Origin of the sequence: Vibrio sp. VP6, assembly GCF_028823755.1 — a bacterium.
GTDB lineage: Bacteria > Pseudomonadota > Gammaproteobacteria > Enterobacterales > Vibrionaceae > Vibrio > Vibrio parahaemolyticus.
Genome location: NZ_JAPEID010000007.1, coordinates 1 through 12,380, shown reverse-complemented (window position 1 = coordinate 12,380; position 12,380 = coordinate 1). Strand labels below are relative to the sequence as shown.

10 protein-coding genes are annotated in these 12,380 nt (G+C 46.0%); 2 read left to right on the top strand and 8 right to left on the bottom strand.

The window, feature by feature from the left end:
- Window positions 1-84: 84 nt before the first annotated feature.
- The 3 genes from holA to leuS form a co-directional block, all read right to left on the bottom strand.
- A complete protein-coding gene (holA, locus tag OU793_RS06510; RefSeq protein ID WP_140103215.1) occupies window positions 85-1,104 on the bottom strand; it encodes a DNA polymerase III subunit delta in 1,020 nt (339 codons plus the stop codon).
- A gap of 5 nt (window positions 1,105-1,109) precedes the next feature.
- On the bottom strand, window positions 1,110-1,652 hold the full coding sequence (lptE, locus tag OU793_RS06505; RefSeq protein WP_005454508.1) for an LPS assembly lipoprotein LptE: 543 nt from the start codon (window positions 1,650-1,652) through the stop codon (window positions 1,110-1,112).
- Between the two features lie 171 nt (window positions 1,653-1,823).
- Entirely contained in the window at window positions 1,824-4,397 is a 2,574-nt protein-coding gene (gene leuS, locus OU793_RS06500) for a leucine--tRNA ligase (protein WP_140103214.1), read from the bottom strand.
- 155 nt (window positions 4,398-4,552) lie between these two features.
- Between leuS and OU793_RS06495 the strand changes: the two genes are divergently transcribed.
- On the top strand, window positions 4,553-5,023 hold the full coding sequence (locus OU793_RS06495) for a zinc ribbon-containing protein (RefSeq protein ID WP_005454505.1): 471 nt from the start codon (window positions 4,553-4,555) through the stop codon (window positions 5,021-5,023).
- A 94-nt stretch (window positions 5,024-5,117) separates the two neighbouring features.
- On the opposite strand, the gene lnt is transcribed toward OU793_RS06495, so the two are convergent.
- From lnt to miaB, 5 genes are all read right to left on the bottom strand, one after another.
- Window positions 5,118-6,635 carry an apolipoprotein N-acyltransferase gene (gene lnt, locus OU793_RS06490; protein WP_025535088.1) on the bottom strand — a complete coding sequence of 506 codons (1,518 nt, stop codon included), beginning with the start codon at window positions 6,633-6,635 and terminating at the stop codon, window positions 5,118-5,120.
- 37 nt (window positions 6,636-6,672) lie between these two features.
- Window positions 6,673-7,572, bottom strand: coding sequence for a CNNM family magnesium/cobalt transport protein CorC (gene corC / locus OU793_RS06485; RefSeq protein ID WP_005483493.1), 900 nt, complete (start codon window positions 7,570-7,572; stop codon window positions 6,673-6,675).
- 106 nt (window positions 7,573-7,678) lie between these two features.
- Window positions 7,679-8,143 (bottom strand): rRNA maturation RNase YbeY, encoded by a 465-nt coding sequence (ybeY, locus tag OU793_RS06480; RefSeq protein ID WP_017448782.1) that lies wholly within the window; start codon window positions 8,141-8,143, stop codon window positions 7,679-7,681.
- Between the two features lie 2 nt (window positions 8,144-8,145).
- The gene (locus OU793_RS06475; protein ID WP_005483495.1) at window positions 8,146-9,243 is read right to left on the bottom strand and encodes a PhoH family protein; all 1,098 of its coding nucleotides are present in this window, start codon (window positions 9,241-9,243) and stop codon (window positions 8,146-8,148) included.
- Between the two features lie 73 nt (window positions 9,244-9,316).
- Window positions 9,317-10,741 carry a tRNA (N6-isopentenyl adenosine(37)-C2)-methylthiotransferase MiaB gene (gene miaB, locus OU793_RS06470; RefSeq protein ID WP_005496209.1) on the bottom strand — a complete coding sequence of 475 codons (1,425 nt, stop codon included), beginning with the start codon at window positions 10,739-10,741 and terminating at the stop codon, window positions 9,317-9,319.
- Window positions 10,742-10,999: 258 nt separating this feature from the next.
- Between miaB and OU793_RS06465 the strand changes: the two genes are divergently transcribed.
- A complete protein-coding gene (locus OU793_RS06465; protein WP_025547130.1) occupies window positions 11,000-12,175 on the top strand; it encodes a 2-octaprenyl-3-methyl-6-methoxy-1,4-benzoquinol hydroxylase in 1,176 nt (391 codons plus the stop codon).
- The last annotated feature ends 205 nt before the right edge of the window (window positions 12,176-12,380 follow it).

The window sequence follows — 12,380 nt, the reverse complement described above, 5'->3', positions numbered from 1 at the left end:
TTCCTCGGGTTATCTCTTTTACATCTCACCTATTTTGCGTGTAGTTGGGCAAAATAGGTCGCGCACTATAGCACGCTTTGATTTTTAAATTGCCAGCTTAATATCAGGAGAGCAGGTTTGTAAGCTCAATTGATGAATAGTTGGCCAGACGGACTCGTCATACTGGGTTTTGGCTTTAATCTCAGCTTGCGCAAGCAAGGAGATTAGGGCGCAAATACGGCTTGCTGATAAGCGCATTAACGCGGCGTTATAAAGCGGACGTTTATTTTGCCAAACGCGATACTTCTCAAAGACTTGGCTAATCGGCATTTGAGTCAGATCTTGATGCATGCTTAATAGTTGGTTGAACTCTTTCTGCACACTTCGGATGAGAATGACCGTTTCAATGCCTTCGGCTTCTAATTGACGCAGGATGCGTTGAGCACGATTAGCTTTACCTGCAAGTAACGCATCAATCCAGTTAAACGTCGTAAAGTGGTTGTGTCGACTTAAGGCTTCCTCTAAGCGTACAACTGTCAGTTCGCCATCAGGATAGAGCAAAGCCAGTTTCTCTAGACTCTGAGAAAGTGCAAATAAGTTGCCTTCATGCCACTGTGCCAACATCTGTAAGGATTGCTGATCGGGCTTTAAACCCAATGCGCGGCAGCGCGTTTGCACAAACATAGGCAAACGCTGAAGATCCGGCGTTAAGCAGCTGACCCAGTCGCCTTTGGCATTCAGTGCTTTAAACCATTTGGCATTTTCTTGCGCTTTAGTCAGCTTCGTTCCGATGATCACTAGCATGATGTCATCATGCAGCATGTCACACAGAGTCTGTAGCTCTTTGCTGATGGCTGTGGTGACACCGCTTTCTGGGATCTCAAGCTCAATGAGTTGTCGACTAGAAAATAAGCTCAGAGCTTGAAAGCAGTCATACACTTGGTTCCAATCTAAACTTGCATCGACAGCAAAACGGTGTCTTTCTTCAAAACCATGTTGTAGAGCGGTTTTTTGAATCGCTTGGCGGCTTTCTTGGATCAGTAGCGGTTCGTTTCCGAAGATCAGATAAACCTGCTTTAAGTGTTTGGCTAGATGGTCAGCTAGCTTGTCAGCATAAATTCGCATGTTGATTAAGAGTTTGTTTTCTCAGTTGGCGCTGCAATTTGCCCCGCTTCGTACTCAGCACGGATTCGGCCAAGTTGACGCATCATCTGTTTCGCTGCTTGTTGACGCATCTCGTCTTCGATTACGTCACGTTCAACCGATTTTGCCAATGCTGTTAGCGGGTTGTCTAAGTAGTTGCGGTTCACGGTTGTGGTGAAATTTTTTGAGCCAAACCCTGGAATTGTGACGCGATATTGCACCACGTAAGTCAATTCTTTTTCTGCCGCACGACTGTTTTGGTAAAGCGAGAGCGTTCGCTCATCCATGGTTGCTTTGATTAAATGCAGATTTGGTACTGAAGATGACGGCTGAACTAGGTCAACTTTGTTGAGTTGCAGCTGAGAGCGTACATAGCGTGTGAGTTTGCTGTATTCATCGTAGCTAGAGAATGACATGGTGTGCAGCTCTTCCGGAACGGAATACTCGCCACGAAGGTGAAAACCACAGGCAGAAAGAAGCCCCGCTAGTACCAATACCACTGGTAGTTTAATCAAAGAGAAAAAGCGCATTGATTGTATTCATCCTAAATTGAAGGGGTTATTTACCTTAAACCACTCACTGTGAATGGTTTGAGGTAAATAAACAGGGTAGTGAACTACCCTGTTTAAAGACTCTTAGCGCGCGAATTAGTTCGCTCTGCGTTGCGTTATTGCAAGCTGTAATTTGCTTACAGTGACCGCTTAGTTTGCAACGATGTTCAGCAGTTTACCTGGTACGTAAATTACTTTACGGATTGTTAGGCCATCTGTGAACTTAGTAACGTTTTCGTCGTTTAGACCAAGCTCTTCAACTTGTTCTTTCGTTGCGTCTGCCGCTACTGTTAACTTCGCACGTAGCTTACCGTTAACTTGAACAACGATAGTTTTTTCGTCTTCAACTAGTGCTTTTTCATCAAACGTTGGCCATGCTGCGTTGTCGATGTTTGACTCACCAAGCGCAGTCCATAGCTCGTATGAAATGTGCGGAGTGATTGGGTAAAGCATCGTTACAACCGCTTTTAGCGCTTCATCAAGAATTGCACGATCTTGTGCAGATTCTTGAGGTGCTTTCGCTAGCTTGTTCATCAGTTCCATGATTGCTGCGATTGCTGTGTTGAACGTTTGACGACGAGCGATATCGTCAGTCACTTTCGCGATAGTTTTGTGAACGTCACGACGAAGTGCTTTTTGCTCACCAGAAAGTGCTGCTGTATCCACTGCTTCTGCTGCGCCTTTCTCTGCGTGTTCTTTCACTAGTTTCCAAACACGTTTTAGGAAGCGGTTTGCACCTTCTACGCCAGACTCTTGCCACTCAAGCGTCATGTCTGCTGGAGATGCGAACATCATGAATAGACGCACTGTATCAGCACCGTACTTGTCTACCATCTCTTGAGGGTCGATACCGTTGTTTTTAGACTTAGACATTTTGATCATGCCTGAGTGTGTTACATCACGGCCTTCGTTGTCTTTAGCAGAGATGATGCGGCCTTTACCGTCACGTTCTACAGCAACATCTGTTGGTGCGACCCACTCTTTACCGCCTTTCTCGTTCTCGAAGTAGAACGCGTCAGCCAGTACCATGCCTTGACATAGTAGCTGTTTGAACGGCTCGTCAGACGTTACGTAGCCTGCGTCACGCAGCAATTTGTGGAAGAAGCGTGAGTATAATAGGTGCATACAAGCGTGCTCGATACCGCCGATGTACTGGTCTACTGGTAGCCAGTAGTTTGCTTTTTCTGGATCTAGGATGTCGTCAGCTTGTGGAGAACAGTAACGTGCGTAGTACCAAGAAGATTCCATGAACGTATCGAACGTATCTGTCTCACGTAGAGCCGGTTCGGCGTTGAATGTGGTCTTCGCCCATTCTTTGTCTGCTTTGATTGGGCTGGTTACGCCGTCCATTACCACGTCTTCTGGAAGAATCACTGGTAGTTGGTCAGCAGGTACTGGATGAACTTCACCGTCTTCAGTGGTTACCATTGGGATTGGTGCACCCCAGTAACGTTGACGAGATACACCCCAGTCACGTAGACGGAAGTTAACGGTCTTAGTACCTTTACCTTCCGCTTCTAGCTTCGCTGCGATTGCATCGAATGCCGCTTGGAATTCTAGGCCGTCGAACTCACCTGAATCGAACAATACACCTTTCTCTGTGTATGCCGCTTCAGAGATGTCCAGTTCGCTACCATCTGCTGGTTTGATCACTGGGATGATGTCTAGACCGTACTTAGTTGCGAATTCGAAGTCGCGTTGGTCGTGTGCAGGTACTGCCATTACAGCACCTGTACCGTAGTCCATCAATACGAAGTTTGCGACGTAAACTGGTACTTCACGACCGTTCAATGGATGAATAGCAGTAAGGCCAGTTGCCATACCTTTCTTCTCCATTGTCGCCAGTTCAGCTTCAGCAACTTTGGTGTTCTTACATTCTTCGATGAATGCAGCAAGCTCTGGGTTGTTCTCTGCAGCTAGCGTTGCTAGAGGGTGACCCGCTGCGATACCTACGTAAGTCACACCCATCAGTGTGTCTGGACGCGTTGTGTAAACTTCTAGGTCTTGTTGACCTTTCACTTCAAACTTCAGTTCCACACCTTCAGAGCGACCAATCCAGTTGCGTTGCATGGTCTTAACCATTTCTGGCCAACCTTCAAGTTTGTCTAGATCGTCAAGTAGCTCTTGCGCGTATTCTGTGATCTTGATGAACCACTGAGGGATCTCTTTTTGCTCTACTGGAGTGTCACAACGCCAGCAGCAGCCGTCTTCAACCTGTTCGTTTGCAAGAACGGTTTGGTCGTTTGGACACCAGTTAACAGAAGACGTCTTCTTGTAAACTAGGCCTTTTTCGTAAAGCTTAGTGAAGAACTCTTGTTCCCAACGGTAGTACTCAGGCGTACAAGTTGCGAATTCACGATTCCAGTCGTAGCCAAAACCTAGCAATTTAAGCTGGTTTTTCATGTATTCGATGTTTTCGTAAGTCCATGGCGCAGGAGCTGTGTTGTTTTTCACCGCTGCGTTTTCTGCTGGTAGACCGAACGCATCCCAACCAATTGGTTGCATTACATTTTTGCCTTGTAGGCGTTGGAAGCGAGATACTACGTCACCGATGGTGTAGTTGCGCACGTGACCCATGTGCAGTCGACCACTTGGGTATGGGAACATAGATAGACAGTAGAATTTTTCTTTATTTGGGTCTTCACTTACAACAAAGGTCTTGTTGTCATCCCAGTGCTTTTGAACTTTCTGTTCAATGTCTTGTGGATTGTATTGTTCTTGCATCGATGATATCCGGTTATCTTGGAATTTGTGAGTTCGGTTAGAACAGACTTAAATAGATCGTCATAGAATACCTAAAGCTAGGGATCACAACAATAGCCAATCTGTACCCATGCGCACTGAATGCGCCTAGGTAGGAGAAAGAATGGAGGTCAGTTATGCCTAAACGTAAAACAGGTTATGAGGAAATGCTCGAGGATGTGATTGAAACCTTGAAGCAAAGTCCGGAAGAAGTTAACAAAGCTTTAGAAACGTCGGGCAAAGTGGTGGAAGCCGCCAATGACTTGACCAAAGATGAGTTGGCCTTAATTGCCGCGTATGTGAAAGCCGACTTAAAAGAGTTTTCTGAGAGCTATGAAGACAGCAAAAGCGGTCCTTTTTACTTAACGGTAGCGGATTCCATTTGGCAAGGCTTACTAGAGATTACGGACCGTACCAAAGTTGAATGGGTAGAGCTTTTTGATGACTTGGAGCATCAAGGCTTGTATGAAGCTGGCGAGGTTATCGGCTTAGGCACACTTGTCTGTGATGAGTGCGGACATAAAACTACCTACAACCATCCAACTATCATCATTCCATGTATCAAATGTGGCCACAAAGGCTTTAGTCGTCAGTCCTTGAAACCATAGCCACCTATACAATCTTTTTGTATTTGCTTGATAAGAAAAAAGAGGCCGTGTGGCCTCTTTTTCGTTATTCGTCTTATGTCAAAAAATGACGTTTTTAGTCTTTCTTTCTCGGTAACCACCAAGCCAGCATTAAACTCAGCGCAACCCAAAAATACAATGGCCAAGTGCCAAACGTTCGGTATGGTGTTGTTCCATCTGTTGGGGTGAGCTCTGCACGTAGTACAGCTGTTTCAAATTGAGGAACTTGCTCTACAATCTTGCCTTTATAATCGGTTACTGCTGTTAAGCCGTTGTTTGTTGAACGGATCAGCGGCTTGCCCAGTTCCAGAGCACGCATGCGAGCGATTTCCATATGTTGAAGTGGTCCAATCGAATGTCCAAACCATGCATCGTTCGAAAGCGTTAGAATGAAGTCGGTTTCGTCAGTAACGTTTTGACGCACTTGTTCATTAAAAATGATCTCGTAACAGAGCGCTGGTGCCATGTGCATGCCGTTCGCAACGATATTAGGTTGCACGAACGCCCCACGACTAAACGACGACATTGGTAAATTGAAGAATGGAGCCAGCGGGCGCAAGATATCTTCAAACGGAACAAACTCACCAAACGGTAATAGGTGATGCTTGTGGTAGCGTTCGCTCATATCAAAGCTGTAATCACCGTATGGTGTGACGCCTAGCGACAGAATGCTGTTATAGAACTGCCTGTCCTCCGATTGATTAACAATGCCTGTGATGATGGCGCTGTTGTTCATCTTCGCGGCACTGTCGATGTTGCTCAAGAAGGAAGGCACTTCAACTTCAAATGCAGGGATTGCTGCTTCTGGCCAGACAATGATGTCGGCGTCCCAGTTTTCACGCGTCAGGTCGGCGTACTTCATGATGGTTGGCCAGCGTTGGCTTGGCAGCCATTTGAGGTTCTGGTCGACGTTACCTTGAATCAAGGCCACTTTGGTGGTGTCTTCTGGGCGAGGTGTTACCCAATCATATTGGCGAATCCCAAAACCTGCGCTCATCAAAACAACAGGGATGATAATCATCAACCACTGTTTGTGAATCCACGCATATGCTAATGCTCCTGCACTAATAAGAACAAACAGCGTAAGCAGTTCTACACCACCGATCGGTGCAAAGCTTGCTAGTGGCGCATCAATTTGACTATAGCCCAACCACAACCAAGGGAAGCCGGTCATCACCCAACCGCGCAACCAATCGGTAATTAGCCATAATGCAGGAGCAGCAAGAAGCGCTTTACTGAGGCTAAATTGAGGGAAAAACTTATTGTTTAGCCAAGCGAACAATCCGGAATAAACTGCAAGGTAAGCAATGAGCATACCCATCAAGAAGAGGTTCGCAATCAGCGGCATCCCGCCGAAGCCAGAAATGCTGACATAAACCCAGCTAACACCTGTTGCAAATTGGCCTAATCCCCAAGCATAACCTATCCAAAGTGCGCGCTTAGGCGTTTGGTTTGCAAGAAGAATTAGCAATATTGCAGGGCTAAGAATGGCAATCGGCCACAACTGGTAAGGAGCAAATGCTAGGGTAGTGGAGGCGCCAACAAAAGCGGCCACTAAGGGCCGCTTGAGGCGATGAAAGAGTAAATTCATCATTATTGTTTTCTGATATTCCCGGTAGTAGGGTATCGCGTTACTCTTGAGTGGCTTCAACCAGCGTTTCTTCGTCTGGAATGGTCACTTGGAGTTGAATGACACGACGGTTATCGGCAGCGGTCACTTTGAAGTTGTAGCCTTCAATTTCGACCAATTCGCCGCGAGAAGGTAAGTGACCAAAGGCCGTCATGACCATGCCACCTACCGTATCTACTTCTTCATCGCTGAAGTTGGTACCGAATGTCTCATTAAACTCTTCGATGGTTGTCAGCGCTCTGACAGCAAACGTATGCTTGCTTAGCTTACGAATGTCTGTTTCTTCGCTTTCATCGAATTCATCTTCGATATCCCCGACGATTTCTTCCAGGATATCTTCAATGGTCACAAGACCAGAAACACCACCGAATTCATCGACAACAATCGCCATATGATAGCGTTCTTCACGGAACTCTTTTAGCAGGCGGTCAACACGTTTGCTTTCCGGTACCACAACTGCAGGTCGAATTACTTCTTCAATATCAAATGGGTTACTGCCTGAGCCTAAGTATTTAAGTAAGTCCTTCGCAAGAAGAATACCTTCCACATGGTCTTTATCTTCGCTGATTACTGGGTAGCGAGAGTGCTGAGCATCGGTAATAAGTGCGATTAGAGTATCTAAATCGTCAGTGCGCTCAACGGTGACCATTTGCGAACGCGGGATCATGATGTCACGCACACGCATTTCGGAGATTTCCATAACACCTTCGAGCATATCGCGAGTGTCGTGGTCAATCAGGTCATTTACTTCTGAGTCGCGGATTACATCCACAAGCTCTTGGCGGTCTTTTGGTTCGCCTTGAAATAGTTGACCTAGGCGTTCAAAGAAGGACTTTCTACTCGGACCTTCTGCCTTTTCTTTCTTACCTTCGTTAGAAGAGGGAGAATTATCTTCGTTCATTGTTTCTCAATTAAGTAACGCTATCAGACGTGTGATAGCTCACGTAGAGAGGCGAACGCGAGAACTGTTTTATTGGTTCGCCTTTCCCTGTCGAGTACCCAAAGGGTTACTCTTTTTCAGCAATATAAGGGTCTTCATAACCCATACCTTGCATGATTTCGGTTTCGAGTGACTCCATCTCTTCAGCTTCGTCATCCTCGATATGATCATAACCTAGCAGATGCAAGCTGCCATGTACAACCATATGCGCCCAATGTGCTAACAGAGGCTTATTCTGTTCAATTGCCTCTTTTTCAACAACTTGGCGGCAAATAATAAGATCGCCCAAAAGGTCAATCTCCATGCCAGGAGGCGCTTCAAATGGGAAAGAAAGCACATTCGTCGGCTTATCTTTACCACGATACTCATGGTTAAGATCGTGGCTTTCTTTCTCATCGACAATTCGAATTGTCACTTCTGCTTGAGGTTGGAAAAGAGGGATGGTCTTGTCTAACCAAAGTTGGAAGTCTTGCTGCGAAGGTAAGCCTTCTTCATTTTCGACTGCCAGTTGCAGATCAAGTTCAATTGCCATTTTTATTCCTTAGTTGCAGCGACTTGAGCGCTAAGTTCTGCTTTCGCTGCTTCTAACAGTTTAGCATCACGCTCTTCACGGCGACGTTTCTCGAACTCTTTACGTTCTTTTTGATCTTGCGCTTCCCACTTCTCGTAGGCGTTGACGATGCGAGCAACCACAGGGTGGCGAACAACGTCATCTGCTTGGAAGAAGTTAAAGCTGATGTCGTCGACTTCACTGAGCACTTCAATCGCATGACGAAGACCTGACTTCGCACCACGAGGTAAGTCGATCTGAGTGACGTCACCAGTAATAACCGCACGAGAATTGAAACCAATACGAGTCAGGAACATTTTCATCTGTTCAACGGTGGTGTTCTGGCTTTCATCTAGAATGATGAAAGCATCGTTCAGCGTACGACCGCGCATGTATGCCAGAGGAGCAACCTCTATAACGTTGCGTTCAATCAGCTTCTCAACTCGCTCGAAGCCTAGCATCTCGAATAATGCGTCGTACAGTGGACGAAGGTATGGGTCAACCTTTTGGCTTAAATCACCAGGTAAGAAACCCAGTTTTTCACCCGCTTCTACCGCCGGACGTGTCAAAAGAATGCGACGAATTTCTTGGCGTTCTAGTGCATCAACTGCTGCTGCAACGGCAAGGTAAGTCTTACCTGTACCTGCAGGACCAATACCAAAAGAGATGTCGTGCGTAACCATATTGACCAAGTATTGAGCTTGGTTTGGTGTGCGCGGTTTAATGACGCCTTTTTTGGTTTTTACGAACACTTCTTTACCGTGCGCAATACTTGACTCGGTATTTTGTTCTAATACGCCAGATTCTTTGATCGCCAGATGAATTTGTTCTGGTTCGATATCTGGGATCTCGCCACGTACAGGCGCAGTATCTACATAAAGCGTTTTTAAAATGTCCAGCGCAGCCGCTGAGGTGTGAGGCTTACCAACAATGGTAAAATGGTCACTACGATGGTTGATTTCAACGCCTAGACGGCGTTCTAAATGCTTGATGTTGTCGTCGAATGGACCGCACAGGCTAGCAAGTCGGCGGTTATCTGAAGGTTCTAGGTTAATTTCTAGAGTTACGATTTTATTGCTCAATGTTGCCTCTCATTTTATGCCACTCAATGAGAGCCTGATGACGACCAGGCTCTCCATGGCGATTTATACGAGCTTATGGCGTAAAAGTAGCTACACCTAGCTCATCTTCGCGACGTGTTTTCGCCATCATTTGTGTTGGAGAAATCACACTACGAAGGTCCATGTCTTTTTCTGTACGTACTAGCTCACCACGTAGCGAGTTTGCAAATACGTCCGTAATCTTCACGTCAACGAACTGACCAATTAGGTCTGCGCTACCTTCAAAGTTTACTACACGGTTGTTTTCTGTACGAGCGCGCAGTTCCATTAGGTTTTTCTTAGAAGGGCCTTCAACCAGTACACGCTGCTCAGTACCAAGCATTAGGCGTGAGTAACGCATTGCTTGTGCATTGATGGTTTGCTGCAGCTCGTATAGACGCTCTTTCTTCACTTGCTCTGGTATATCACAAGGGTAATCTGCCGCTGGTGTACCTGGACGAGGTGAGAAGATAAAGCTGAAGCTCATGTCAAAGTCTACGTCTTTGATTAGCTTCATTGTGTCTTGGAAGTCTTTGTCTGTTTCACCAGGGAAACCAACAATAAAGTCAGAACTGATTTGGATATCAGGACGCGCTTTACGTAGTTTACGGATGATTGACTTGTACTCGATAGCTGTGTGAGGACGCTTCATCATCGTTAGAATACGGTCACTACCACTTTGTACTGGCAGGTGTAGGAAACTCACAAGCTCCGGGGTATCTTCGTAAACCGCGATGATGTCGTCAGTGAACTCTAGCGGGTGGCTAGTCGTGAAACGAATACGGTCGATACCATCGATAGATGCAACGAGACGAAGCAGTTCAGCAAAAGAGCAGATCTCGCCGTCGTGCATAGGGCCACGGTATGCGTTTACGTTTTGACCTAGTAGGTTAACTTCACGTACACCTTGTTCCGCTAGCTGTGCAATCTCGAATAACACGTCATCCATTGGTCGACTAACTTCTTCACCACGAGTGTATGGTACAACGCAGTAAGTACAGTATTTTGAACAGCCTTCCATGATAGAAACAAACGCCGTCGCACCTTCTGCACGTGGCTCAGGTAGGCGGTCGAACTTTTCAATCTCTGGGAACGAAATGTCCATTACCGGTGCATCGTCAGTTTGAGATTGTTTGATCATCTCAGGTAGGCGGTGCAGAGTTTGAGGGCCAAAGATTACGTCAACGTATGGTGCACGCTCACGGATGTGGTCACCTTCTTGTGTTGCTACACAACCACCTACACCGATAACTACGCCAGGTTTTTTATCTTTTAGTGTTTTCCAACGGCCTAGCTGGTGGAAAACTTTTTCTTGCGCTTTTTCACGGATCGAACAGGTGTTAAGTAGAAGTACGTCTGCTTCCTCTGGCTCTTCCGTCAGCTCATAGCCGTTTGCAGCATTAAGCAGGTCGGCCATTTTTGATGAATCGTATTCGTTCATCTGGCAGCCCCAGGTTTTAATTAGCAGTTTCTTACTCATCTCACTTTCGCTCGTTCAGTTGTACTTAAATTGGAGAGCTATTGCTCAAATTATAGCCGCCATCACGGCGGTAAGCGGCGTATTGTACTGCTTTAAAAAGCACCTGACTAGTGATCTGACGAATTCTCTGCAAACCCTGATGAAATCTAGTTTTTTGCCCTATATACAGCAAGGTTTTTTGTTAAACAATTTTGTAAAAATAGCCTCGGAACGTACAATTGAAAAACGCCAAATAATCAGCATGATGAAGAGCAAAAAATGAACAAGTATGACATCGCCGTAATCGGTGGCGGCATGGTCGGGGCAGCTGTCGCGGTTGGATTTGCCAAGCAAGGTAGAAGCGTAGTGGTAGTTGAAGGAGCGGAGCCTAAAGCATTTGATGCTGCTCAAGCTCTGGACGTGCGAGTTTCTGCTATTTCACATCAATCGGTGAAGTTACTTGAATCATTAGATGCTTGGTCGGCGATCGAAGCAATGCGCGTCTGTCCCTATCGTCGTCTGGAAACGTGGGAGCATCCTGAGTGTCGTACTCGTTTTCATTCTGATGAGCTTTCATTGGATCAACTTGGCTACATCGTTGAAAACCGCCTAATCCAACTTGGCCTTTGGCAAGCTTTCGCGCAATTCGACAACTTAACGGTGAAGTGTCCTGAGCGATTAAAAGACATCGATTTCAATGATGGAAACCGTATCACGCTAGAAAGCGGCGAACAGTTTGATGCGAACTGGATCATTGGCGCTGATGGTGCCAATTCTAAAGTACGTCAGCTAGCGGGTATTGGCCTAACTGCTTGGGATTACCGTCAACATTGTATGCTCATCAATGTTAAGACTGAGTTGCCACAACAAGACATTACTTGGCAACAGTTCACTCCTAGTGGGCCTCGCTCTTTCCTACCTTTGTGTTCATTGACAGAAGATGGACAAGAAGTCGGGCAAGGATCTCTAGTTTGGTATGATTCCCCAAAACGAATCAAACAGCTTTGCGCTATGACCAAACCTCAATTAAGAGAAGAGATCGTGCGTCACTTTCCTAAAGAGCTTGGAGATATCGAAGTTCTGCAGTTTGGTTCTTTCCCTTTGACACGTCGACACGCGCAGTCCTATTCGCATAGAGGTTGTGTGCTAGTTGGTGATTCAGCGCATACAATCAATCCATTAGCGGGGCAGGGCGTGAATTTAGGCTTTAAAGACGTTGATGTATTGCTATCAGTGACACAAGGGCAAGATGAGTTAACGGATGCTCTATTAGCAAAATATGAGCGTACTCGTCGCCCGGACAATCTTCTAATGCAGACCGGTATGGATTTTTTCTACAAAGGCTTTAGCAATGATTTGGGGCCTTTGAAGTTTGCACGCAATGCAGCATTAAAGCTGGCTGAAAATTCAGGGCCGATCAAAGCACAAGTATTGAAATACGCGTTAGGTATGTAGGCTAAGTATTACGTAGCAAACCAGATAGAAAAAAAGCGAGCCATGAGCTCGCTTTTTTAATTCGGTAAATCAAAGATCTACCGAGTCCAGAATCGGAAAAAAGAAAAAACCCAGCAAATTAATGCTGGGTTTTCAATGATGGTGCGGAAGGAGAGACTTGAACTCTCACACCTTGCGGCGCCAGAACCTAAATCTGGTGCGTCTA